The 23218-nt window shown below is 71.4% G+C and carries 22 protein-coding genes; 7 read left to right on the forward strand and 15 right to left on the reverse strand.

Annotated elements, in window-relative coordinates; translation table 11 throughout:
• Positions 1–37: 37 nt before the first annotated feature.
• The 3 genes from ACYVF7_RS26365 to ACYVF7_RS26375 all read right to left on the reverse strand — a co-directional run bounded on the left by ACYVF7_RS26365 (position 38) and on the right by ACYVF7_RS26375 (position 2471).
• On the reverse strand, positions 38–994 hold the full coding sequence (locus ACYVF7_RS26365; protein WP_460345963.1) for a PDR/VanB family oxidoreductase: 957 nt from the start codon (positions 992–994) through the stop codon (positions 38–40).
• 206 nt (positions 995–1200) lie between these two features.
• Positions 1201–1419: a hypothetical protein gene (locus ACYVF7_RS26370; RefSeq protein ID WP_460345966.1), complete on the reverse strand. Its 219-nt coding sequence runs from the start codon at positions 1417–1419 to the stop codon at positions 1201–1203.
• A complete protein-coding gene (locus tag ACYVF7_RS26375; RefSeq protein WP_460345969.1) occupies positions 1416–2471 on the reverse strand; it encodes an aromatic ring-hydroxylating dioxygenase subunit alpha in 1056 nt (351 codons plus the stop codon). Before ACYVF7_RS26375 ends, ACYVF7_RS26370 begins: the two co-directional genes overlap by 4 nt.
• A gap of 234 nt (positions 2472–2705) precedes the next feature.
• Here ACYVF7_RS26375 and ACYVF7_RS26380 point away from each other — a divergent pair, with 234 nt between their 5' ends.
• From ACYVF7_RS26380 to ACYVF7_RS26390, 3 genes are all read left to right on the forward strand, one after another.
• Entirely contained in the window at positions 2706–4928 is a 2223-nt protein-coding gene (locus ACYVF7_RS26380; protein ID WP_460345972.1) for an MMPL family transporter, read from the forward strand.
• Between the two features lie 146 nt (positions 4929–5074).
• The gene (locus tag ACYVF7_RS26385; protein ID WP_460345975.1) at positions 5075–6433 is read left to right on the forward strand and encodes a sensor histidine kinase; all 1359 of its coding nucleotides are present in this window, start codon (positions 5075–5077) and stop codon (positions 6431–6433) included.
• On the forward strand, positions 6430–7086 hold the full coding sequence (locus ACYVF7_RS26390) for a response regulator (RefSeq protein WP_460345978.1): 657 nt from the start codon (positions 6430–6432) through the stop codon (positions 7084–7086). Before ACYVF7_RS26385 ends, ACYVF7_RS26390 begins: the two co-directional genes overlap by 4 nt.
• 24 nt (positions 7087–7110) lie before the next feature.
• On the opposite strand, the gene ACYVF7_RS26395 is transcribed toward ACYVF7_RS26390, so the two are convergent.
• The 5 genes from ACYVF7_RS26395 to ACYVF7_RS26415 all read right to left on the reverse strand — a co-directional run bounded on the left by ACYVF7_RS26395 (position 7111) and on the right by ACYVF7_RS26415 (position 11762).
• Positions 7111–7902 carry an IclR family transcriptional regulator gene (locus ACYVF7_RS26395; protein WP_460345981.1) on the reverse strand — a complete coding sequence of 264 codons (792 nt, stop codon included), beginning with the start codon at positions 7900–7902 and terminating at the stop codon, positions 7111–7113.
• Between the two features lie 12 nt (positions 7903–7914).
• Entirely contained in the window at positions 7915–8301 is a 387-nt protein-coding gene (locus tag ACYVF7_RS26400) for a MaoC family dehydratase (protein WP_460345984.1), read from the reverse strand.
• An 85-nt stretch (positions 8302–8386) separates the two neighbouring features.
• A complete protein-coding gene (locus ACYVF7_RS26405) occupies positions 8387–9931 on the reverse strand; it encodes an acyl-CoA synthetase (protein ID WP_460345986.1) in 1545 nt (514 codons plus the stop codon).
• Between the two features lie 44 nt (positions 9932–9975).
• Positions 9976–10848, reverse strand: a complete 873-nt coding sequence (locus tag ACYVF7_RS26410) for an amidohydrolase family protein (RefSeq protein ID WP_460345989.1) — start codon at positions 10846–10848, stop codon at positions 9976–9978.
• Between the two features lie 11 nt (positions 10849–10859).
• Positions 10860–11762, reverse strand: coding sequence for an SDR family oxidoreductase (locus tag ACYVF7_RS26415; RefSeq protein WP_460345992.1), 903 nt, complete (start codon positions 11760–11762; stop codon positions 10860–10862).
• Between the two features lie 144 nt (positions 11763–11906).
• On the opposite strand from ACYVF7_RS26415, the gene ACYVF7_RS26420 reads away from it, so the two are divergent.
• The gene (locus ACYVF7_RS26420; RefSeq protein ID WP_460345995.1) at positions 11907–12776 is read left to right on the forward strand and encodes a PaaX family transcriptional regulator; all 870 of its coding nucleotides are present in this window, start codon (positions 11907–11909) and stop codon (positions 12774–12776) included.
• On the opposite strand, the gene ACYVF7_RS26425 is transcribed toward ACYVF7_RS26420, so the two are convergent.
• Entirely contained in the window at positions 12773–13990 is a 1218-nt protein-coding gene (locus ACYVF7_RS26425; protein WP_460345999.1) for a dipeptidase, read from the reverse strand. The two genes, ACYVF7_RS26420 and ACYVF7_RS26425, sit on opposite strands and share 4 nt — an antisense overlap.
• A 246-nt stretch (positions 13991–14236) precedes the next feature.
• Between ACYVF7_RS26425 and ACYVF7_RS26430 the strand changes: the two genes are divergently transcribed.
• The 3 genes from ACYVF7_RS26430 (at position 14237) to ACYVF7_RS26440 (ending at position 16014) form a co-directional block, all read left to right on the forward strand.
• A complete protein-coding gene (locus tag ACYVF7_RS26430; RefSeq protein WP_460346002.1) occupies positions 14237–14647 on the forward strand; it encodes a hypothetical protein in 411 nt (136 codons plus the stop codon).
• Between the two features lie 436 nt (positions 14648–15083).
• Entirely contained in the window at positions 15084–15734 is a 651-nt protein-coding gene (locus tag ACYVF7_RS26435; RefSeq protein WP_460346005.1) for an RICIN domain-containing protein, read from the forward strand.
• Positions 15735–15873: 139 nt separating this feature from the next.
• Complete coding sequence (locus ACYVF7_RS26440; protein ID WP_460346008.1) at positions 15874–16014, forward strand: hypothetical protein; 141 nt, start codon at positions 15874–15876, stop codon at positions 16012–16014.
• A gap of 106 nt (positions 16015–16120) precedes the next feature.
• Here the strand turns inward: ACYVF7_RS26440 and ACYVF7_RS26445 are convergent, their stop codons facing one another.
• From ACYVF7_RS26445 to ACYVF7_RS26470, 6 genes are all read right to left on the reverse strand, one after another.
• Positions 16121–16552, reverse strand: a complete 432-nt coding sequence (locus ACYVF7_RS26445) for a GNAT family N-acetyltransferase (RefSeq protein ID WP_460346010.1) — start codon at positions 16550–16552, stop codon at positions 16121–16123.
• 80 nt (positions 16553–16632) lie between these two features.
• Positions 16633–17196 carry a GNAT family N-acetyltransferase gene (locus tag ACYVF7_RS26450; protein ID WP_460346014.1) on the reverse strand — a complete coding sequence of 188 codons (564 nt, stop codon included), beginning with the start codon at positions 17194–17196 and terminating at the stop codon, positions 16633–16635.
• A 246-nt stretch (positions 17197–17442) separates the two neighbouring features.
• Positions 17443–20115, reverse strand: a complete 2673-nt coding sequence (locus tag ACYVF7_RS26455) for a tetratricopeptide repeat protein (protein ID WP_460346017.1) — start codon at positions 20113–20115, stop codon at positions 17443–17445.
• Between the two features lie 126 nt (positions 20116–20241).
• Positions 20242–20775 carry a GtrA family protein gene (locus tag ACYVF7_RS26460; protein ID WP_460346020.1) on the reverse strand — a complete coding sequence of 178 codons (534 nt, stop codon included), beginning with the start codon at positions 20773–20775 and terminating at the stop codon, positions 20242–20244.
• A 123-nt stretch (positions 20776–20898) separates the two neighbouring features.
• On the reverse strand, positions 20899–22524 hold the full coding sequence (locus tag ACYVF7_RS26465) for an alpha/beta fold hydrolase (protein ID WP_460346023.1): 1626 nt from the start codon (positions 22522–22524) through the stop codon (positions 20899–20901).
• A gap of 148 nt (positions 22525–22672) precedes the next feature.
• A complete protein-coding gene (locus tag ACYVF7_RS26470) occupies positions 22673–23047 on the reverse strand; it encodes a hypothetical protein (protein ID WP_460346026.1) in 375 nt (124 codons plus the stop codon).
• Positions 23048–23218: the final 171 nt, after the last annotated feature.

Here is a 23218-nt window from a genome sequence, read left to right on the forward strand (position 1 = left end):
TTTTTCACCGTCGTCAAGACTGTGCCGAATATCGTGGTCACAGGTCGAGGACCAGGCGGGGCCCGCACGACCGGGAGACGCAGATCATCATCGTCTCGCCGCCCGCCCGCTCCTCCTCGGTGAGCACCGAGTCGCGGTGGTCGGGCTCGCCCTCCAGGACGTCCGTCTCGCATGTCCCGCACGTGCCCTCGGTGCAGGAGTAGAGGACCTCCACCCCGGCGGACCGGAGGACGTCGAGGACGCTCCGGTCCGGTGGCACGGTCAGCGTCCGCCTGGATCGGGCGAGCGCCACCTCGAACGACGACGTCCCCGCCGGAGCGGTCTCCTCCTTCGGCCGGAACCGCTCGACCTGAAGGGCGCCCGGCGGCCATCCCGCGCGGCACCGCTCCTCGACGGCGGCCAGCAGCGGCTCGGGGCCGCAGCAGTACACCAGCGTGCGGTCGTCGGGATCGGCCAGGAAAGCGTCCAGGTCCAGCAGCCCCGTCTCGTCCTGCGGCCGTACGCTCACCGCGTCGCCATGGGCGGCGAGCTCGTCGAGGAAGGCCATGGACGCGCGCGTGCGGCCGCCGTACAGCAGCCGCCATCGAGCGCCGGCCCGCCCGGCGGCCGCCACCATCGGCAGCAACGGCGTGATCCCGATCCCGCCGGCGACGAACAGGTAGCGGTCGGCGGGCCGCAGGGCGAAGTTGTTCCGGGGGCCGCGCACCCGCAGCCAGGTGCCCTCGACGAGCCGGTCGTGGACGTGCGCGGAGCCGCCACGGCCGTCCGGCTCACGGAGCACGGCGATCCGCCAGGCCGTACGGTCCGCCGGCGATCCGCACAGGGAGTACTGCCGGACGAGGCCGTCGGCCAGGAGCAGGTCGATGTGGGCGCCGGGCTCCCAGCCGGGCAGTGGCCCGCCGTCCGGCCGGCGGAGCGTCAGGCGGACCACGCCGTCGGCGGCGCGGTCCCGCCCGGCGACGACCACCTCGGTGTCGTCTTCGGCGTTGTTCACGGTCGATGCCGCCTTTCTCGGTGCACGGGACGCCGCCTCCGCGGACGGCATCCCTTACGGCGCGTCTCAGGCACTTGTGGCACTACGGGCGCGCGCCCGGGCGCGCGGGGTCGTACGTGCGGGTCGGGCGCGCGGGGTCGTACGTGCGCGTCGGACACTCGGGGGCGTACGGGTGCCGCGGACGCTCGGGGTCGTACGGGCCCGTCTCAGCCGGTCGCCGCGCCGCCGGTGAGCGAGGGGTCTCCGGAGGGCTCGGCCGCGGCCGGCGGACGGTGTCCGGCGGGGTGCGCGAGCAGCCAGTCCCACAGTTCGACGGGATCCTGGGCGCTGTGCTCGGCGCCGCAGTGGCAGGTGCCCAGCAGCGTGTCGGTGCCGGGCCGCCAGCGCACGCGGTAGACGGGCCCGGGGGGCTGCGGGCCGGTCATCGTGCGACGGCCCCGGCCGGGGTCTCCTCGCCGGCGGCGAGGCGCGCCAGGATCCGGCGGGCCGCCAGGCCGCCGGTGTCGATGTTGATGCTGAGCTCCTGGTAGCCGTCGGGTTCGGCGGCGATGACCTTCTCCAGCGTGTTCAGCGCCTCGACGTCCTGGAGCACCACCGTGCGGTTGGACTCCCGCAGGAAGGCGCTGACCTCCTCGTCGTCGCGGGCGAAGTCGCGGGCGACGGCCCAGAAGTCGTACGTGGTGTGCTCGGTCGACGGGGTGATGGCGTAGACGACCTCGACGTGGAAGGCGCCACTGTCGTCGCCGTCCGGGCCCGGCGTGACGCCGGTGGGCGCGACCCGGCTGTGCAGGACGTACAGGCAGGGCGCGTGGTACTCGATGTCCTGGAACCGGTCGATCCGGCCCTCGACGCCGGTGGACCGGGAGTAGAACGGCGGGCACTCGGCGCCGTGCATGTGCCTGCCGACCCGGACGATCCCGGCCGTCTCGTCGACCTCGGTGGTGATGGGCGTGTCGGCGACCTCGGGCGTGCCGATGTAGCCGCCGTGGAGGTACGTCTCGTGGGACAGGTCGAGGAGGTTGTCGACCAGCAGTCCGTACCGGGCGTTCAGGGGCTCCATCCCGCTGACCGTCGTCCACTCCGGGTCGGCCAGCCAGGGCGCCCGGGGGATGCCCGCCGGGTCGGCGAGCGCGCCGTCGCCGATCCAGACCCACACGAAGGAGTCCTGCTCGACGACGGGGTGGGAGGGCACCCGTGCGGTGCGGGGAATTCGCTTCTGACCTGGTACGGAGACGCAGCCGCCGTCCGGCGCGTACGTGAAGCCGTGGTAGCCGCAGACGATCCGGTCGCCGTCCAGCCGGCTCTCCGACAGGGGGAACCTCCGGTGCACGCACCGGTCGGTGAGCGCCACGACGTCGCCGGCCTCGGTGCGGTAGAGCACCAGCGGCTCGCCCAGCACCGTCCTCGCCAGCAGGTCACGGCCGACCTCTCGGCCGTACGCGGCGACGTACCACTGATTTCTCGCGAAAGACGTCATCGGCCCCTCTTTCCGCAGGTGGAGGTGGCCTCAGCGTCACGCTCGAAGAGCCGTCGCGGCCATGCCCCTTCCATCTGGTGGAAGGCCGACTCGAGGATGACGGCTCTTCCTACTTTCGGATGCACCGCTGCCGTCGAAGTGTGTCCCTTCGGGCCCCGGCGCCGGCCGCGACCGCGCCTAGCTTGCTGAACGGGCCGCATCGGCCCTGTTCAGCACACTTCCGTGGGGGTAACCGTGGCCACGTTCCTTTACCGGCTGGGTCGGCTCGCCTACCGGCGACGACGACTCTTCGTGATCTTTTGGATGGTCATCTTGGCCGCCGTGGGCATCGGCGCGAGCACCGTCTCCGGCAAGACGACGGACGGCTTCACCCTTTCCGGCACGCAGTCGCAGCAGGCGATCGACCTGCTGCACAAGGAGTTCCCGCAGGCCTCCGCCGACGGCGCCACGGCCCGGGTCGTGTTCGAGGCACCGGACGGGCGGACGCTGACGTCCGGCGCCGACAAGGCCGAGGTCCGGTCGCTGATCGCCGAGTTGAGGACGGCACCGCAGGTGGCGAACGTCCCCGACCCGTACACCGCCCGCCTGGTGAGCGAGTCCGGCACCATCGCCTACACCCAGGTGACGTACAAGGTCGGCTCGTCCGACGTCAGCGGCGCGGCCCGGGACGCCCTCCACCACGTCGTCGACCAGGGCAGGAAGGCGGGCCTGGCGGTGAACCTGGGCGGCAACGCCGTGCAGGGCAGCGCGGGGGCCGGACCGGCCGAACTGATCGGTGTCGCGGTCGCCGCCGTGACGCTGGTGATCACCTTCGGCTCGCTGCTCGCGGCCGGGCTGCCGCTGCTCACCGCGATCTTCGGCGTGGCCATGGCCGTCTTCGCGCTGACGATGGCCACCGCGGTCTTCGACATGAGCTCCAGCGCCTCGACGCTGGCCCTGATGCTGGGCCTGGCGGTGGCCATCGACTACGCCCTGTTCATCGTCTCCCGGTATCGCGGCGAGGTCCGGGACGGGCACGATCCGGAACAGGCCGTCGGGCGGGCTCTGGGCACGGCCGGTTCGGCGGTGGTCTTCGCCGGGCTGACCGTGGTCATCGCGCTGACCGGCCTGAGCGTCATCGGCATCCAGAGTCTGACGACCATCGGGCTGGCCGCCGCCTTCGCGGTCGTGGTCGCGGTCCTCATCGCGCTGACCCTGCTGCCCGCCGTCCTGGGATTCGTCGGTACGAGGATCGTGAAGGGCAGGCTCAAGACCCGCCGCCTGCGGGCGCTGGAGCGCGGTGAGGGCGAGGCGCTGGGCGTGCGCTGGGCGAGGTTCGTCACCCGCAACCCGGTGAAGGTGCTGGCCGTCTCGGTCACCGCCCTGGCCGTCCTGGCCCTTCCGGCGATGTCGCTGCGGCTGACGCTGCCCGACGACAGCATGTCCGCGCCGGGCAGCAGCGAGCGGATCGCGTACGACACCATCACCAAGGGCTTCGGCAAGGGCTACAACGGCCCGCTCACCGTGGTCGTCGACGGCCGTAAGAGCGGCGACCCGAAGGCCGCGGCCCAGGACGCGGCCGCGCTGCTGCGCGGGCTGTCGGACGTCGCCGCGGTCGGCCCGGCCAATTTCAACCAGCGCGGCGACGTCGCCGTCCTCAGCGCCGTGCCGAAGAGCGCCCCGACCAGTCAGGAGACCAAGGACCTGGTCTCCGGCATCCGCGACCGCGGCGCCGGCCTGCACAAGGACACCGGCGCCGACCTCATGGTCACCGGCCTGACCGCGGTGAACATCGACGTATCCACCAAACTCGGCGCCGCCCTGATCCCGTACCTCGCGGTGGTCGTCGGCCTGGCTCTGATCCTGCTCCTGCTCGTCTTCCGCTCGATCCTGGTCCCGCTCAAGGCCGCCCTCGGCTTCCTCCTCAGCGTCGTCGCCACGCTCGGCGTCGTCGTCGCGATCTTCCAGTGGGGCTGGCTGTCGGACGTCTTCGGCGTCGACCAGCCCGCGCCCATCGTGAGCTTCCTGCCGATCTTCCTGATCGGTGTGGTGTTCGGGCTCGCCATGGACTACGAGGTGTTCCTGGTGACCCGCATGAGGGAGGAGTACGTCCACGGCGCCGAGCCGACCGAGGCGGTGATCGCGGGCTTCCGGCACTCCGCCCGGGTGGTCACCGCCGCCGCGGTCATCATGATCTCGGTGTTCGCCGGCTTCATCCTGGACGACGTGCCGCTGATCAAGTCGATCGGCCTGGGGTTCGCCTCCGCGGTCCTGTTCGACGCCCTGGTCGTCCGGATGACCATCGTGCCCGCCGTCATGGCGCTGCTCGGCCGCCGGGCCTGGGCCCTGCCCCGATGGCTGGACCGCGGCCTGCCCAACGTGGACGTCGAGGGCGAGAAGCTGCAGCGCATGCTGGAGACGTCGACCGAAGAGGCCCGGAAGCAGGCCGGCCACCCGGTGGCGGTGCGCACGGACTGACCGGTCGGCCGTACAGTCGCAACAGACGGGCGGCCACCCTTCGTACGTACGGCCCTGACCTGCCGAGTTCGCCCGTCGCCGCCCGCCGGTCCCGTTTCCACCGGGATCCGGCGGGCGGTCCCGCCTGCACCTGAAGGGCGTCCACCGTGACCGCACGAACCTCATACACGCCGTCGACGCGCCTGATCGAGCCCGAGAGCCTGATGGGCCACACCCGGCTGGGCGCCGCCGAGCACCGCACGGTCGTCAAGCTGCTCCTCTGGCTGACGCGGGTACGGCAGAAGGACCAGGCCCACCCGAACGTCCGGCGCTGGGGGGCGCTGGGCGTGTGCGCCCTGCTCGGCATCCCCTCCCTGGTGGACGCCGCGTACGGTTCCGGGCCCGGTTTCGCGGTGGTGCTCGCCCTGAACGTGGCCGGCGCTCTGCCGTTGGTGTGGCGCAGACGGTGGCCCGTGCCGGTCTTCCTCATCGTGTCGGCCGTCACCGCGGTGGCGCTCCCGATCAACGCGGTGATCCCGGGAGTGGGCGCCGCGCGGCTCACGGCCCTGCTGAACGTCGCCCGCTTCGGAACCCCGGCCCAGCTGATCGTCTGCGCCGCCGTCAACCTGGTGCAGACGGCGGTGGCCGGCATCTTCTTCTGGACCGCCGAATCGGCACGTGCCATCTCGCAGGCCACGATCCTGTCGTTCCTCTCGGTGACCGCCGTGCTGCTGATCAGTGCGCTGGGCATGGCCGGCAAGCTGATCGACGCCTACGTCGCGGCCCTGGAGGAGCACGCGGTTCACCTGGAGGAGGACCGCGACCAGCGGGCCCGGCTCGCCGCCGCCACCGAGCGCGCCCGCATCTCGCGCGAGATGCACGACATCCTCGGCCACACCCTCGCCGTCATCGTCACCCTCGCCGACGGCGCCTCCGGACTCGCCGAGGCCAAACCCAAGCGCGGCGCGGAGACCCTGCGCATCATCGCCGACAGCGGACGCGGCGCCCTCGGCGAGCTGACCCGCCTGCTCGCCGTCATCGACGACTCTGACGACTCCGAGGCGGCGGGCAGCCCGCTCGCTCCCCAGCCCGGTCTGTCCGACCTCGACGGCCTGCTGGAGCGGGCGCGCACGGCCGGACGCAGCGCCACCTTGTACGTCGAAGGAGACCTCACCGGCCTGGGCGAGGGCCTCCAGCTCGCGGTGTACCGCATCGTCCAGGAGTCCCTCACCAACGCCCTCAAGCACGCCGCCGCCGACACGACGGTCGCCGTGTCCGTCGTCGCCGACGAGGACCTCGTCCGCGTCACTGTGGCGGACACCGGCCCGCTCGCCACCGCGAAGGCGGGGCGCGGGAGCCCCGGCGGCGGTCACGGCCTGGTCGGCATGCGGGAACGAGCCGCCCTCTACGAAGGCAGCCTCGACGCCGGCCCGAACGACCGCGGCGGCTGGACCGTCCGCGCCCTCCTCACCGCCACCCGGCCCCCCACGGCGGCCGCCACGACCACGGAGAAGCACCCGGCATGACCACCGTGCTCATCGTCGACGACCAGGCCCTGCAGCGCCTCGGCTTCGGCATGATCCTGGAACAGCACCCCGACATGACGGTCGTGGGCGAAGCCGCCCACGGCACCGAGGCGGTCCGGATGACCGCCGAACTGCGCCCCGACGTCGTGCTGATGGACGTGCGCATGCCCGGGATGGACGGCATCGAGGCGACCCGCCGCATCGTGGAGTCCGGCGGCCGCTCCCGCGTCCTGGTGCTGACCACGTTCGACCAAGACGAGTACGCCTACAATGCCCTGCGCGCCGGCGCCAGCGGCTTCCTCCTCAAGCACGCGCAGCCCGACGAACTGGTCATCGGCATCCGCGCCGTGGCCGCCGGAGACGCGGTGATCTCCCCTAGCCTGACCCGCAAGCTCATCGACGCCTTCTCCGACCGCCTCCCCGGCCAGACCCCCGTACAGCAGCGCAGACTGTCCGGCCTCACCGAGCGGGAACGCGAGGTCCTCGTCGCCATCGCGACCGGCCTGAGCAACGCCGAGATCGCCGCCCGCCTCCACGTCGCCGAGACCACCGTCAAGTCCCACGTCAGCCGCATCCTCACGAAGATCGGCGTCCGTGACCGGGTCCAGGCGGTGATCTTCGCGTACGACACCGGACTGGTCCGGCCCGCCTGAGGAGACGTCCGCGCTGAGGGCCGCTCAGGTGGCCGTCGCCGGACCGGCTCGGCGGTTCCTCCCGGGACTCCACCCGAGCGCCCGGGAGATCCCGCCCGCGGCGACCTGGACGGTGGCCGTCAGAGCGGGGACCCGCGCGTCCTCGACGTCCACCACGACGGACACCGCGGCCACCACGTCCCCGCCGGCTCCCCGTACGGGCGCGGCGAGGGAGATGGCGTCCTCGGTGATCTGGCGGTCGCTCACCGCGCAGCCGCAGCGCCGGACCTCGGCCAGCACGCGGCGCAGCACCGCCGGATCGGTGACGGTGTGAGGGGTGAAGGCGCGCAGCGGCCCGGAGCACACCGTCTCCTGGAGCTCCCGGTCGCCGTACGCCAGCAGCACCAGCCCGACCGCCGTGGCGTGCAGCGGCCAGCGCGCCCCGACCCGGCTGAGCACCCGGACGGCCGAGCGCGCCGAGATGCGCTCGACGTACACCGCGTCGAGGCCGTCGCGCACCGCGAGGTGGACGTTCTCGTGGGTCGCCTCGTACAGGTCCTCCAGGTACGGCATCGCCGTCTCGCGGAGCGCGAGGCCGCGTGGAGCCAGTGACGCGACCTCCAGCAGCCGCAGCCCGATGTGGTAGCAGCCGTCGGCGTCGCGCTCCAGGGCGCCCCAGGCGACGAGGCTGGCCACGAGCCGGTGCGCGGTGGCCAGCGGCAGGCCGGCGCGGCGGGCGATGTCGCTGAGCGACAGCGCCGGCCGGTCGGCGGTGAAGGCGCCGAGGACGCCGAGCAGCCGGTCGGCGACCGACGTCCGGCCGAAGTCCGCCGGCATGAGGGGCTCCCGTCAGCCGTAGAAGCGGTAGACCGCTTGGGCGACGCACGCGGGCTTGTCGGCCCCGTCGATCTCGACCGTGAGGTCCACGACCACCTCCACACCGCCGCCCTTCACCTCGGTGACCGAGGCTATCGCGCCGTGCGCCCGGATCTTCGAGCCGACGGGGACGGGGGAGGGGAAGCGGACCCGGTTCAGGCCGAGGTTCACGGCCATCCTGACGCCGGTGACCTCCAGCAGCTCGCTCCAGAGGGGGATGAGCAGCGACAACGTCAGATAGCCGTGCGCGATCGTGCCACCGAACGGGCCGTCCTTGGCGCGTTCCTCGTCGACGTGGATCCACTGGTGGTCGTCGGTCGCGTCGGCGAAGGTGTTCACCCGGTCCTGGGTGATCTCCATCCACCGGCTGTATCCCAGGTCGGCGCGGCCTGGGCCGTGATTTCTTCGAGGCCGTTGACGGTGATGGTCACGGGGTCCTTCCCTTTCAACTCGTCGCCGGCCCGCCGTCGGGGCCGCCGTGCGCGGAGCGGATCGCGGGCTTGAGCAGCTTGCCGCTGGGCGTGCGCGGCAGCGTGTCGGCGAACACGACCGACTTGGGGATCTTGTAGCGGGCCAGCCGGCCTTCCAGGTGGGCGAGCAGTTCCTTCTCGTCCGGTGCCGCGCCCGGCTCGGGGACGACGACGGCCCGGCCGACCTCGCCCCAGCGGGCGTCCGCGACGCCGATGACGGCGCAGTCGCGCACCGCCGGGTGCTCGAGCAGGACGTCCTCCACCTCGGCGGGATAGATGTTCTCCCCGCCGGAGATGATCACGTCCTTGAGCCGGTCGACGATCGTGACGTAGCCGTCCTCGTCGGCGCGCGCGACGTCGCCGGTGTGGAACCAGCCGTCGCCGATCGACTCCGCGGTCGCCTGGGGCAGGCCCCAGTAGCCCGAGGTGACGTTCGGCCCGTGGACCAGCACCTCGCCGCGCTCGCCGGGCGGAACGTTTCCCCCGAGCGGGTCGACGAGGCGCACGTCGGTGAAGAAGTGCGGGACCCCGGCCGACCCCGCCTTGGTCAGGGAGTCGGCCCGGTCGAGGAGCAGCACGCCGGGGGATGTCTCGGTCATCCCGTAGCCCTGGACGAAGGCGAGCCCCCGGTCCAGGTAGGCGCGGATGGTCCGGGTCGGCACGGGCGCGCCTCCGCACAGCAGCGACCGCACGCTGGACAGATCGGCGCCGGCGAACCCGGGGTCGGCGGCGATCTGGTCGTACATCGCGGGCACGCCGAACAGGCAGGTGACGCGGTGCCGCGCGATCAGCTCCAGGGTCCGCGCCGCGTCGAAGGACTGCTCCAGTACGACCGTGCCGCCCTTCAGGATCGTCGGCAGGCAGGTCATGTTGAGCGCGGCGGTGTGGAACAGGGGCGCGCTGACCAGCATCACCTCGTCGCCGGCGAGGTCGACGTCGACCAGGACGTTGACGCTGTTCCAGGTGATGTTGCCGTGGGTGAGCACGGCGCCTTTGGGGCGCCCGGTCGTCCCCGAGGTGTACATGATCAGGCAGGGGTCGCCGAGGCCGACCTCCTCGTCGATCGGGTCGGCGGGCGCGTCGTCGACCAGCGCGTCGTACGGCAGGTCCGCCGGATGCACCGGGTCGCCGACGGCGAGGCTCGCGCGCGGGGCGGCCTCCGTGTGGACGGCGCGCAGGGTCTCGGCGCCGCGGCCGGCGTGCACGAGGACCGAAGCGCCGGAGTCGGTGAGCTGGTAGACCAGCTCCGGATCGGCCAGGCGGCCGTTGAGCGGCACGAAGACGCCCCCGAGGATGCCGGTGGCGAACAGCGTCTCCAGGTACGCCGGATGGTTGGGGCCCAGGTAGGCGACGCGGTCACCGCGCCGCACGCCCCGCGTCCGCAGGACGTGCGCCAGCCGCGTGGCGCGCTCGTGCAGCGCGGCGTAGCTCGTGGCGCGGTCGCCGAAGACCAGCGCCGTCCGGTCCGGGGTCTTACGGGCCCGGCGCGCGGTCCACGAGCCGATGCCTTGGTTGCGCATGGAGGGCTCCTCTCGCCCGACGCGGATCGGCAGCTTCGCCCCGGTCAGTCCTTGCGGAGTCCCAGGAGCCGGGCGGCGTTCTCCTTGAGGATCTTGGGGCGGACCTCGTCCTTGATCGGCAGCTTGGCGAAGTCCGCCAGCCAGCGATCGGGACTGATCATCGGGTAGTCGGAACCGAAGAGGACCTTGTCCTTGAGCAGCGTGTTGGCGTACTGCACGAGCTGCGGCGGGAAGTACTTGGGCGACCAGCCGGACAGGTCGATGTAGACCTTCGGCTTGTGGGTGGCGACCGCCAGGGCCTCGTCCTGCCACGGGAACGACGGGTGGGCGAGGATGATGGTCAGCCCGGGGAAGTCGACGGCCACGTCGTCCACCTCCATCGGGTTCGAGTACTTCAGCCGGATGCCGCCCCCGCCCGGCGCTCCCGCGCCGATGCCCGTCTGCCCGGTGTGGAAGACGGCGGGCACGTCGAGCTCCTCCATCACCTCGTACAGAACGTACGCCCGGCGGTCGTTCGGATGGAACGCCTGCACGTTGGGGTGGAACTTGAAGCCCCGCACGCCGTACTCCTCGACCAGCCGCCGCACCTCGCGGGCGCCGGCCTTGCCGCGGGCCGGGTCGACACTCGCGAAGGGGATGATGACGTCCGGGTTGGCGCGGGCGGCCTCGGCGACCTCCTCGTTCGGCACGGGAGGGTGGCCGGTGGCCGACTCGGCGTCCACGGTGAACACCACGGCCGCCATCCGCCGCTCCCGGTAGTACGCGGCGATCTCGGTGAGCGTCGGGTGGCGGTGCTCGGTCTTGAAGTACGCGCCGGCTGCGGCGTCCAGGTTGGCGGACAGGGAGTGCTCGCCGCGCTCGGAGACCTCCGCGTGGGTGTGCATGTCGATCGCCGTGACGGCGTCCAGGTCGATCATCGTCTCGTCCCTTACAGCGTCGGCGCCGGAATGCCGTACGTCTCCGGGTGCTGCCCGACCGACACGGGCCAGGCGGCCGCGATCGCGTCGGCGGTCCAGCCGCCGTCGGCGTACGCGGCGGTGATCTCCTGCGGGTGGGACCACAGCGAGAGCTTGTCGCCGCCGATGCCGACGCACTGCCCGGTGACGTCCTTGGAAGCGTCCGAGGCGAGGTAGACGACCAGCCCGGCGCAGTCCTCGGGCGTGCCGAACGCGTACCCCTTGCGTAGCGCGTCCGGCAGCGGCGCGCCGTCGTTCTCGTATGCCTCGACGTACGGGGCGAACGCCGGGATGGTCCGGGTCATGGCGGTGGCCGCGTTGGGGATCACGGCGTTCGCGGTGATGCCGGCCCGGGCGAGCTCCATCGCCCAGGTGCGCACCATCGCGGCGATGCCCGCCTTGGCCGCGGCGTAGTTGGTCTGGCCGAAGTTGCCGCGCTGCCCGGCGGGGGAGCCGGCGACGATGATCCGCCCGCCCTCGCCCTGCTCCCGCATGCGCACGGCGGCGGCGCGGACGCAGGTGAACGTCCCGCGCAGGTGCACCTGCAGCACGGTGTCGAAGTCCTCGTCCGACATCTTCCACAGCACCCGGTCGCGCAGCACGCCCGCGTTGGTGACCATCGCGTCCAGCCGGCCGAACTCGTCCACGGCCCGGGCGACCAGGGCCTCGGCGGTCTCGGTGCTGCCGACCGGGCGTACCTCGGCGACGGCCCGGCCGCCGGCCTCGGTGATCTCCTTGACCGCCGCCTCGGCGGCGTTGGCGTCCACGTCGTTGACCACCACGGCGGCGCCGGCGGCGGCGAGCGCGGAGGCGTAGGCGAGACCGAGGCCGCGGCCGGCGCCGGTGACGACGGCGACCTTGCCGGTGAGATCCATCAGGAGTCCTTTCGCGCGCGGAGCCCGGAGACGTGTCTCCGGCAACGACAAAGCTAGGCAGATATAGGACTGTCGTCAATATGTTGCCTAATGATTGCCCGTATCGTCGCACGTCCGAGCCGTCCAGCGCCTTACGCTGTCCTGGTGACCAGTACCGATCAGGTCGAACCCGACATGTCCTCGGTCGCCGCCCTCGACGGGGGCGACGTGGCGGAGAGCACCCCGCGCCCGCAGTCGCTGATGCTCAGCTTCTTCGGCATCCACGTGCTGGGGCGCCAGGTCGCATTGTCGTCCGCCAGCATCATCGACGTCCTGGCGGGCGTCGGGGTCGGCGAGGACGCCGTACGTTCGACGCTCACCCGGATGGTCCGGCGCGACCTCCTGGAGCGGCACCGGCGCGGCCGCAAGATGTACTTCGGGCTCACGCCGCGCGCCGTCGAGGTGCTGCGCGACGGGCACCGGCGCGTGTGGCAGACCGGCGCCGTCAACCGCGCCTGGGACGGCACCTGGACGATCGTCGGGTTCTCCCTGCCCGACTCCTGGCGCCGGGAGCGGCACGACCTGCGCTCACGCCTGCTGTGGGGCGGGTTCGGGCCGCTGCAGAGCGGCATGTGGGCCGCACCCGGCCGGGTCGACGTCGCCGCTCTGGTCGAGGGTCTCGGCCTCGACGCCCACCTCAAGGCGTTCCAGGGCGCCGCCGTCGCGCCGACCGAGGCCGCGCGCCTCATCGACGCCGCCTTCGACGTGCCCGGCATCGCCCAGCGTTACCAGGCGTTCCTGTCCCGATGGGACCGGCCGGAACCCGCCGCCGAGGCCGACGACCTCGCCCGCCAGCTGCTGCTGCACACCGACTGGCTCGACCTCGTCCGCCGCGACCCGCACCTGCCCGCCGAGCACCTGCCCGCCGACTGGCCCGCCGTCCGCGCCGAGCAGGTCTTCCACTCCCTCGCCCACCGCTACGAGGAGCCGCGCACCCGCGCCGCCGAGATCCTCGACGGCGTCCCCCTGGACTAGGGCTTCTGCTGGGACGGGTCGACGTCCGCGATCCGCATGATCGACGGCCTCTCGGTGGCGCGCAGCCCACGGGCCACGTCCTCGGCGCCGCGCAGCACGCGTAGGGCGTTCTTCCAGGTCAGCTTGGCGATGTCCGCATCGCTCCAGCCGCGGCCCAGGAGTTCGGCGATGAGGTTCGGATAGCCGGACACGTCCTCCAGCCCCGCCGGGGTGAACGCGGTGCCGTCATAGTCGCCGCCGATGCCGATGTGGTCGATTCCCGCCACCTCGCGCATGTGGTCCAAGTGGTCGGCCACGGTCGCGGCCGTCGCGACCGGCCGCGGATGCGCGGTCTCGTACGCCCGCTGCACCTCCATCGCCCCCGGCGTCGTGTCCAGCGGGTCCAGGCCCTGCGCGCGCATGTTCTCGTCGGCCGCCCGCGTCCACGCGATGGCCTCGGGCAGCACGAACTTCGGCACGAACGTCGCCATCGCCACGCCGCCGTTCGCGGGCAGCCGCTCCAGCACGTCGTCGGGGATGTTGCGCGGATGATCGCACACCGCCCGCGAGGAGGAGTGCGAGAAGACGACCGGCGCCCGGCTGACCCGCAGGGCGTCCCGCATCGTGTCGGCGGACACGTGAGACAGGTCCACCAGCATGCCGAGCCGGTTCATCTCCCGTACGACCTCCTCGCCGAACGCGGTGAGGCCGTTCGCGGCCGGTTCGTCGGTGGCCGAGTCCGCCCACGGGGTGTTGTCGTTGTGGGTGAGCGTCATGTAGCGGACGCCCAGCGCGTACAGCGCCCGGAGCGTCGCCAGGGAGCAGGCGATCGAGTGCCCGCCCTCCGCGCCCAGCAGCGAGGCGATACGCCCGTCCGCGCGGGCCGCCTCCACGTCGTCGGCGGTGAGGGCGAGCCGCAACTGATCGGGGTAATGCTCCGCCAGCGCCCGTACGCAGTCGATCTGCTCCAGCGTGGCGCTGACCGCCGCGTCGCCCGCCATGTCCGACGGCACGTACACCGACCAGAACTGCGCGCCCACCCCGCCCGCGCGCAACCGGGGCAGGTCGGTGTGCAGGAAGGCCGACTGGTCGACCGCGACGTCACGGCGGTCCAGGTCGTACGCGACCTGCTCGCGCAGCGCCCACGGAAGGTCGTTGTGACCGTCCACCACGGGGTGTTCGGCCAGCAGCGCGCGAGCGCGTTCCACCATGGCCGGATCGGCGACATAAGTCATTGCTGTCCTGCGCCCTCACTGTGCTCGGGTGATCGTTTAGTGCTGCACCCAGCCTAAGCGGGCGACGGCTCGGGTGGATGCGGTGGGACCATCCGGTGTCGCCGCTGCTCTCGGGTGACGTCCGGCACCGGTCGCGGATGATGAACGAATAAACATCAATCGTGATCTTGTAAAAAACGATCTTGGTTGGAAGACTCGCGGGGTCTGAGGGGAGCGATTTCCAGAACCACACGAAAGGGTCTTGAGATGCGCATCCGCAAGCTCACGGCAAGTGCGGCGGTCCTGACGGCCGGCCTGGTCACGGTTCTCCCGGTGACCGCGAACGCCGCGACGCCGAACAGCGGGAAGACGATCACTCCGATGACCATCAACGTCGCCAAGGACGGCAACGTCGAGCTGATCGTGCACCGCAAGGGCCGGCACGTGTACGCCGCGACCGTCCAGGTGCTGGGCCCTCTCATGGGCACGGTCATGCTGGAGTACAACACGTCAAAGGGCGGCAAGAAGACCCACAACCGGCTCTGCGACCAGGGCGGTGCCACCATCTGCGCCTGGCAGTTCCAGGTGAAGAAGACCTACCCGAAGAACACCGTCATCGCGGGCGGCGCCAAGTGGAACGGCAAGTGGATCGGCATCCCCGAGTACATCCTGAAGTGAACCCTCGGTCGGCTCAGCGGAGCCGGTGCGGGGCGGCGTCCAGCGGACTGAGATCCCGGCACATGCGCACGTACCCGTAATCCGCGTCCTCCTGTTCGACAATCCGCGCCCGACGGCCGGTCGGCTCAGTATGCCCCCGGCCGTCGGGCGCGCACGGTTTTTGGCGGCCATCCAGGGCGCTTCGAGGGAAATGCGGTTTTATTCCGGCCGCATTCGTGTGTCGACTTCACCATTATTTTGGCATTTCCTGGACGGTCGTCGCTGGCGAATTCAATGGAATGCGCGGTAGCTTGCGATCGGTCCATCCGGGTGGGGCGATGCGCGGTGGAATGTTTTATTGCCGTGCGCGGCACCTTGCCCTGAAGGCGGCTCATATCCGGCTACATCCATCGCGAGACGGTACGAAATCGCCGTGCGATGGGAAATGGGGGCGAGAATGAAGATCCGCGTTGCCGTGGGCGTGGTGACCCTGATGTGCTGCGGGACGATCGGATTCGCGCGAGGCGGCGACGCCGCGACGACGCATGGGCATGACGCCCCCTCGACCGTCACCGCGCCGCCCGACGCCCAGCGTGCGGACGGGCCCGTCCGTATCGCGGACGCCCCGCGGGCGCGGACCGCGGGCCCGGAGCGCGCTCAGCAGCCGACCTATCTCGGCCGGTACCGGGTTCACAGTTCCTACAACAACCGGTGCCTCGACGCGGACCTGGGCACCATCAACGCGAACGGCACCAAGGTCCAGCTGTGGGACTGCATCGCCGCCAACAGGAACCAGTGGTGGTACGCATGGGGCTATGGCACCTATATCCGCTTCCAGAATGTCTACAGCGGGCGTTTCCTGGACGCTGATCTCGGCACGATCAACGGAAACGGCACGAAGGTCCAGCTGTGGGACTTCGTCAGCGGCAACAAGAACCAGTGGTGGCCGGTCATCAACTACGGCACCTACTCGCGGATCGTCAATTCATTCAGCAACCGGTACCTCGACGCGGATCTAGGCACAATCAACGCGAACGGCACCAGGGTCCAGCTGTGGGACTTCATCAGCGGCAACAGGAACCAGTGGTGGTGGTTCGAGAGCTTCTAGCCGCCGTCTCGCGGTAGCACCGTGAGCGGCCCGTCACCGGCCGGCTGAGCGGCCGGCCGGTGACGGCCTGTTCGTATATGGACCCCCGCTTTTCCGCCTCGCTCAGTGGCCCGCGTGGGCGGCGTCGCGGAGCAGATCCATGAACGCGGACAGTGCGGGTCGGTCGCCGAGCGGCTCCGTCCGGGGAGCCGAGCACACTCTGGCCGACTTCGCCGCCGGCCTGCGGGTTCAGCGCGTCGTCGAGCACTTCCACAGCGCACCGCACGCGCCGCTCGCGTGACAACGGCGTGGTCGGCGCGATCGACGGTGTCGTGGGCGCCCGGAGAGCCACTGCGTGACACCGTGGCCGTGCGCTCTCCCGTGCCCACGCGGGTGGCATCACACCCTCAGGTAGCGGCGGTGCTCGCCTCCGGCGGGCGCACCATGAAGACGTCGATCGGGTCCTGGGCCTCCACGACGAATCCGTGGCGCTCGTAGAGGCGACGGGCGGCACTGCCCTGCAAGACGTTCAAGGCCACGGTCATGCCCTGCGCGTCCGTCCGCTCCAGCATCCTGCGCAGGACGGCGGATCCCAGCCCTCGGCCCTGACAGTGCGGAGCGAGGTAGAAGTGCTCCAGCCACTGCCTGCCGTCGGCCGGACGGACCGTGACGCATCCGACGAGCTCGCGATCGACCATGATGATCGACGTGTACTGCGGCGAGAAGGAGTCCCGCAGCCGCTGCCGTACCCGGTGCTCGTCGTAGCGCCCAAGGCGTTCCAGATCCCCACGCATGACCGTGGCCCGCAGCTCCGCGATCACCTCGACGTCCGCTGCCACCGCGGAACGCAACGCCCACCCAGCCGTACGCGCCGACGTGCTCCCAGGCGCCGCCTCGTCCGATCGCCCACCGTTTCCCATCACGCCGGCTCACCTTCCCAATCGGCCCTGGTCAGCGCGTATTCGACCACGCCGTGCTCGAAGCCCTCGACGGCGTCCAGGTCGTCGCGGTGAAAGGTGCGTACGAGCGTCAGGCCGGCCTTCTCCATCACGCGCCGGGAGCCGAGATTGACCGTCATCGTCTCGGCGACCACCCGTTCGACCCCCAGCTCGGTGAAGCCCTTGCGGATCAGCGCACGCGATCCCTCGGTGGCGTAACCCTTGCCCCAGGCGGACCTGCGCAGCCGATAGCCGAGCTCGATCTCGCCGTGACGTGGCTCGTTGATACGTGGCCGGAAGTGGAACCAGCCCAGAAACCGTCCGGTGGCCTTCTCCTGCGCCGCCCAGAACCCGAAACCTCCGAACCGCTCGTAGTAGCCGAGCAGTATCGGTATCCGGGCACGGATCTCCTCGCGGGGAGTCGGCCTGCCACCAGTGAGGAAGCGCATGACCTCAGGGTCACTGTCGAGCTCGACCAGATTGTCCTCGTCGCCGTCGGTGAAACGGCGCAGCGTCAAGCGGTTGGTCTCCAGGAAGATCGACATTCCTCGATTATCGCCCGTACCCGGATATCTTCGCGGCGGCGCATCGGCGCCGCTGCCCGCCACTCCGCCCCGTCCAGCCAGGGGCTATGGGAGGTCGAGCCGGATCACCGGGATCACGCGTTCGCCGGCACGCTTCCGGAAGCGCCGCCATCCGGGATTCAGGGAGAGCGCCTGGCAGCGGCGGGCGCGGTGTTGACGGCGACCACACCTGCGCGAGCATCGCCGAGCCCGTGGGCGCCCGGAGCGCTAGCGGCCCGCGACAGGCCCGGGTGCGGTGGAGCCGTCGGCGGTGAGGCCCCTGCGAGTGACGGCGACCGCCTCCTCCGTACGGCCCATCCTTTCCAACAGGAAGATGAGGAGGGACAGCGTCTCGGCGCTGCCGCACACGATCTCGCCGCGCAGGAGGCGCAGCGTCTCCTCTTCGTGACCCGCCTTGTACAGCTGCACAGCCGCTCTTCGCACGGAATCCGATCGCCCCGCTCTCGACGCACGCTCTGTGGTCTCGAGAGCCTGTTGAACGCGGCCCGCGGCGAGCGACCGGCGCACGAGCAACTCGATCGCCGCGTCGATCCCGTCGTCCGCCGCCGAGCGGAGCAGCCGGTCGGCCTCTTCCACTTCGCCGAGAGCGAGCTGTACCTCCGCCAGCAGGTAGCGGGCCTTGCCACCGTGTGTGTCCATTGCGGCCCGCAGGAGTGGCACGCACTCCGCACGCTTGCCCGACTTCGTCAGCAGTTCGACGAGCTCCGTCAGCGCCTGGTGGTCCACGTCGGCCGCCCGGCGGAGCACCTCTTCGGCCTCGGTACGCCGGTTCGCCTTGATCAACAGGTTGGCCAGCAGACGGGCGAGGTCAGGATCCTTCTCGGGGCCGGCGCGTACGGCGTCCAGTGCTCGCAACGCCCTGTCACGCAGGGACGGAGTGCCGAGCAGCGTGTGCAGTTCCGGGTCACGTCGGCGGGAAGGGCCGGCGCTCAGGCGGCCCATGTTCAGCCGGCGGACGCTCACCTGCCGTAGCAGTCGCTCCTCCCGCGCTCTGCCGACCCTCATGCGCACCAGGATGCGGAGTTCGGCCATCACCTCGGGAAAGGCCGTGGTCGACCGCGTCTCACCATCCGACGTCCGGCGTTCGGGCCGGTCGCTCGGCCGGAGCGAAGGGAGGAGCGCGGGTTCGATATCGAGGCGGCGCCTGACCTGTACGGCCTCCGCTGTCTTGCCGGAGCGTCGCAGAAGGATGGCCAGCAGGCGGTCGGCGGTGCGGTCGCCCTGGTCGGCCGCAGCGCGAAGCACGCCCTCGGCTTCGTTCTCACGCCCGTTGTTGTGGAGCAACACCGCCAGGTCGCGGCCGGCCTGACGGTCACCGGCCGCGACGGCGCGGCGCAGGACCTCTTCTATCTCCCGGCCCCGGTTCTCCCGGCGCAGCATGGCGAGCAGCAGCCCCTGCGACTCGGCGTCCCCGGCATCCGTGCCGATCCGGAGCACCTTCTCGGTCTCCTGCCTCCTGCCCATCTGCGTGAGCAAGCGGTGGAGCGGCGCGATGGCGGAGACGGCGCCGCGCTCCAGAGCGGCCCGCCAGAGCGCGAGCGCCTGGACGTAGCGGGCCCGGGCCAGCGCGGACGTACCCATGCGTTCGAGATCGTCCGGATCGGTGGCGTACGCCGCCAGTGCCTGCCACGCGCCGTCGGTCACCGGCGCGCACCGGCGTGCGTTCCGGCCATGCTGGTCGATGAAGTCCGCGAGGAGATACCCCTCGATCCGACCTTCCACTCGAGAGGTGGGCGTCAGCAGGGACACTTCGCCTCGCACCGTCTCGCACGCGTAGGCCAGCGCGTTGTCGAACCAGTCGGCCGACGCGGCCGCCAGTTGCGGGCCGGTCAGTGACGAGGCACTCAGCGCGCGCAGCAGTTCAGCGGGCAGCGGGGCGAAATGACCCAGGCGGCGCGCGTCGACGGCAGCGTGGATGACCGCCCGGCTGTACGGGTCAGGGGCGTTCTCCCAGCGACTGACCAGGTCGGGCCCGCCCGCGAGGGTCTGCGTGACACCGTAGCCGTGCGCGAGCCCGGTCAGTGCGCTGGCCAGCCGCGGGTCCCGCTTGGCGAGGCGCTCGGCACCGGCGAGGTCAGAGGGCGTGAACGCGTCGGGCACGCTGATCTTCGTCGCGGTCTCCATCAGGAACCGGACCTGGCGGTGTGGGTCGGGCGCGCCCTGCAGCGGCGTCCGGGTGCAGGCGAACCAGTAGTGCGGCCACATCGAACCGATGACGACCACCTGCACGGTCGAGGAGAGGAGGCGACGCACCGCGGCCGCCGCGGCCTCCCCGTCGCGTCCTCCCAGGTACGTCTGGCTCTCGTTGAGCCACAGGACGGTGCGCGGTCCGATCCCCGCCTCGACAGAAGTGATCAGTTCGGACGCGGTGAGGGGATGGACGAGCCGCCAGCCGGGGAGACGGCTTCTGACGGCCTCGTAGGCGCTACGCGTCTTCCCGGTCGAGGAACTGCCGACCAGCATGACGAAGACGGGAGCCGCGGGATCCCCGATCGCCTGTCGCAAGAGCCGGTCGTGATCACGGTCGACGTACGTGGGCAGCTTGGGGGAGATGCCCGAGGCGGCCGCGCGTTCGTCGAGCGCGATCGCGGGATGAACCCCTAAGACGATGGGATCGCAATGCTCGACGGTCACCGGGGAGGATGGCGGGGCCTGCCACTGACTCCGTGGTTCGTCCTCGACCGTGCGGGACTGGACGACCTGGCTCACCACCGCCACGACGACCAGCAGACCGGTCACCGTCCAGGTCAGCGGGACCCACCATCCCGCCTTCACCTCGACGGTGCTCGTCGCGAGGTTGCCGACCAGCCCGATCGCGATCGGTACGGCGGCGACCGCCACCGGCGAGATGACACTGCGGCGTCGACCGCTCACACCCATGGGGACATCATCGCCAGACCACGCTCCGCCGAACAACATGTGAGCTCTCGGACGACGCGGATCTCCCTGCGGCGTACGTGAGCCCGGAGTGAACGCAGGGCCGCGGGCACGACCGCCGTCGTCCGGTCAGCGCTGAGCGACGTCTCGGAACACGACCCAGCGCATGACGCTGTACATGTAGACCGCCTCGCACAGGCCCGCGGCGATCCGGGCCAGGTGGTACTCCAGGCCCAGCCAGGCGAGGCCGGCGCCGACGCCGACGATGAACGCGACGTAGTTGATCCCGATGGCCACCAGATACAAGACGACCTGCGGCCCGGCCGGGGCGTGCGAACGGAAGTTGAGGCTGCGGTTCAGCAGGAAGCTCAGCCCGAACGCCACCAGGTAGGCCACGGTGATGGCCAGGGGCAACGGCCAGCCGAGACCACCACGGAACACCGTCAGCAGTCCGAGGTCGATCGCGAACGTCAGCCCGTTGATGAGCGCGTAACCCAGGAAGCTGGCCGCGACGACGCGGGACAGGCCGAAGGGCAACCTGCGCGCGACGGCGGCCATGAACGCCTGGAAGCGCCCCTGGTCCGTACCGGTGACGGCGTGACCGGCCGCCGTGGACTTGTGGTCCCGGGCGGCGGAGACGGCCGTGTCGTCGCGAAGGCTCACCAACAGAACTCCCCGAATGTAGTGGCTGTAGACACGCTAGAGGGCTCGAGGCAGCCGCACCTCAACTCCGAGAACGATTCCGGGTCCCCCGCAGGACGTAGCCCGCATCGTTTGGGACGGCGGTCAGCCGATCGGCATGGTGACGGCGATGGGCCAGGCCAGCAGGACGCCGCCGACGATGGCGGTCAGCCATACCGGTGCCCGGAGTGCGCGCAGGGCGGAGGCCTGGACGCCCTGCCAGACCAGCAACCCGGCGATGAGCGGCGCCATCAGCAGGACGAGCGCCGGGGCCATGCCCAGGAGGCCCGCCACGCCCAGGCCGGCCAGCGCGCCCGCGGCGGTCCAGGCGTGGATCATCGTCGCGGCGAGCCGGTCGTACCCGGCGCACAGCGCCTCCACTCCGCCGAAGAACGCGGCGGCGCACGCCGCGACCGCGATGAGGGCCCAGGGCCGCGGGCCGACGGGGACGGCGTGCGCCCAGCCCAGCTGTGCCGGGACGGCGAAGGACACCACCGTCAGCAGGACCAGGGCGACGGCCGGCCCGGCGATCACCGGCCACGAGCGCCCACCGCCGCTACTTACGGCGTCGGCGCGCCTGACGAACAGCGCGACGGCCAGTGTCACGACGCCGATGACGCCGAAGAACCCGGCGAGCGGACCGGCCACGGCGAGCGGCAGCAGGTGCCGGGGGATCACCGTCATCGCCGCCACGGCCGTCAGGACGGCGCCCGCCGGTACGCCGAGCGCGAGGGGGAGCGGGAGCCGGCGGCGGTCGCGGCCCGGCCCGGAGGGCCGCCCCAGGAGAACGGAGGCGATCGCGCCGAAGCTCAGCACGGCCGCCAGGTGCAGCAGCATCGCCGATCCGGCGCGCTGCACGGGCCGGATGCCCACCCCGTGGCCGCCGGTGGCGGAGTGGCCGAAGGACGCGTCGAACCAGTCCGCGACCTCACGGTGGGTGCGCGGGCTGAAGAGCACACTGACGTGTTCGACACCGCCGACGAGCACCGCCCGGCGGGCGGTCCCGGCCCGCGGATCGCCGTACGTCACTCCGGAGCGCCCCTGCGGATAGGCGGCCCGCAGCATGTCGACGGCGCCCTCGCGGTACCCCGGGAACTCCAGGCCGCCGGCGAGCAGGAGCAGGTCCCGGGGGCGCGACGCGGAGCCGGCCGGCGACATCAGCCCCTGAGAGACGGCCACCGTCGCGCGGATGTCCGGATGCGCGGTGGCATACCGTACGACCGCGGCGGCGCCCATCGAGTGACCGAGGAGGCCGATCCGTGCGCCGTCGACCCACGGCATGGTCCGCAGGTGCCCGACGGCGACGTCCAGGTCGCGGGCGAGCCGCGCGTCGGCGGCCGGGCCGTCTCCGGCGTCGGGCAGCCGTTCGGTGTTCGCCCCGCCGCCGGCGAGGTCGACCAGCTCCACCGCGTATCCGCGGTGCGCCAGGGTGTCCGCGAGGCCCCGCATGAGCTGCCTGCTCGCGGCGAGACCGTGCGCGACCACCACACCGGGGAGCCGGCCCGTCGTTCCGGTGGGCCGGACGACCTCGACCGGCACCCCGGCCACCACGGCGGAGCTCCGCTCGATGCCCCGGTCCGCCGTGGCCAGGCCCACGGCCCCGACCGTCGCGGACACCAGGGAGATCAGCAGCGCCACGACGCGGAGCGGCGTGAGAACCGGTCGTCCCGTTCGCGTGCGGTCCGTTTCGGCCTCTTGCCGGCCCGGCCCCACGTCTTCCTTGGTCTCCAAAGTCCGTCCTTCGCCGATCGAAAGCCACCCCCCGCCGCTCAGGCACCCGGAATGACCGGCTCGGCTGAGGACGCGGAACCACATGCTCTCGCTTTGACGCCGGTATCCAGTCGAGGAGTTCGAGCCGGATCGTCATGCCGCCCGCGGTCTACCTCCGCGCGGATCGCGGGGACGACTCTGGGATGTCACGGTCGCCGATCTCCTCCAGGCGGTAGTGCAGCCGCAGGACGGGCAGTGACCACAGCGTCAGCGTGTGGTCGGTGCGCAGGACACCTTCGGCGTCGACGAAGACGTGGAACCTCTCGTGCACGGGGACGCGCCGGGCCCGGACGGGGGAGCCGTCTCCGCGGTCGACGACCAGGTAGGCGCCGTCGTCGCCCCAGCGGCCGGCGGGCGAGATCAGAGCCAGGCCGCCGTCCGCCGTGACCTCGGGGCGCAACAGTACGACCAGTCGCCCGTTCGGCAGCGGGAACACCACCCGTACGCTGGGCCGCCGCCGTCCGGGCAGGGTGACTGCGTCCACCGGTCGATCAACCGTCCCGCGGTATCCGCCACAGGCCGAGGTTACGTACGACGGACGATCTTTGCCGATCAGCAGGCCACTTTCGGCCGTTCGCTTCCTGGCGTTGCTTCACCCAGGAGCCTGCGCTGGATGGTGGGTCCGCCGGAATCCCGAGGAGCCGGGGCTTGACGG

The sequence above is a fragment of the Actinoallomurus acanthiterrae genome, assembly GCF_054775715.1.

Excerpts from the sequence above, each read along its gene's own strand:
- ACYVF7_RS26415 (WP_460345992.1), bottom strand. The coding sequence starts at position 11,762 with ATGGATCTCACCGGCAAGGTCGCCGTCGTCACCGGCGCCGGCCGCGGC.
- ACYVF7_RS26430 (WP_460346002.1), top strand. The coding sequence starts at position 14,237 with ATGCGCATCCGCAAGCTCACGGCAAGTGCGGCGGTCCTGACGGCCGGC.
- ACYVF7_RS26450 (WP_460346014.1), bottom strand. The coding sequence starts at position 17,196 with ATGTCGATCTTCCTGGAGACCAACCGCTTGACGCTGCGCCGTTTCACC.
- ACYVF7_RS26390 (WP_460345978.1), top strand. The coding sequence starts at position 6,430 with ATGACCACCGTGCTCATCGTCGACGACCAGGCCCTGCAGCGCCTCGGC.
- ACYVF7_RS26370 (WP_460345966.1), bottom strand. The coding sequence starts at position 1,419 with ATGACCGGCCCGCAGCCCCCCGGGCCCGTCTACCGCGTGCGCTGGCGG.
- ACYVF7_RS26395 (WP_460345981.1), bottom strand. The coding sequence starts at position 7,902 with ATGCCGGCGGACTTCGGCCGGACGTCGGTCGCCGACCGGCTGCTCGGC.
- ACYVF7_RS26410 (WP_460345989.1), bottom strand. The coding sequence starts at position 10,848 with ATGATCGACCTGGACGCCGTCACGGCGATCGACATGCACACCCACGCG.
- ACYVF7_RS26455 (WP_460346017.1), bottom strand. The coding sequence starts at position 20,115 with ATGGGTGTGAGCGGTCGACGCCGCAGTGTCATCTCGCCGGTGGCGGTC.
- ACYVF7_RS26425 (WP_460345999.1), bottom strand. The coding sequence starts at position 13,990 with ATGACTTATGTCGCCGATCCGGCCATGGTGGAACGCGCTCGCGCGCTG.
- ACYVF7_RS26375 (WP_460345969.1), bottom strand. The coding sequence starts at position 2,471 with ATGACGTCTTTCGCGAGAAATCAGTGGTACGTCGCCGCGTACGGCCGA.
- ACYVF7_RS26405 (WP_460345986.1), bottom strand. The coding sequence starts at position 9,931 with ATGCGCAACCAAGGCATCGGCTCGTGGACCGCGCGCCGGGCCCGTAAG.
- ACYVF7_RS26440 (WP_460346008.1), top strand. The coding sequence starts at position 15,874 with ATGAACGCGGACAGTGCGGGTCGGTCGCCGAGCGGCTCCGTCCGGGGA.
- ACYVF7_RS26435 (WP_460346005.1), top strand. The coding sequence starts at position 15,084 with ATGAAGATCCGCGTTGCCGTGGGCGTGGTGACCCTGATGTGCTGCGGG.
- ACYVF7_RS26400 (WP_460345984.1), bottom strand. The coding sequence starts at position 8,301 with ATGGAGATCACCCAGGACCGGGTGAACACCTTCGCCGACGCGACCGAC.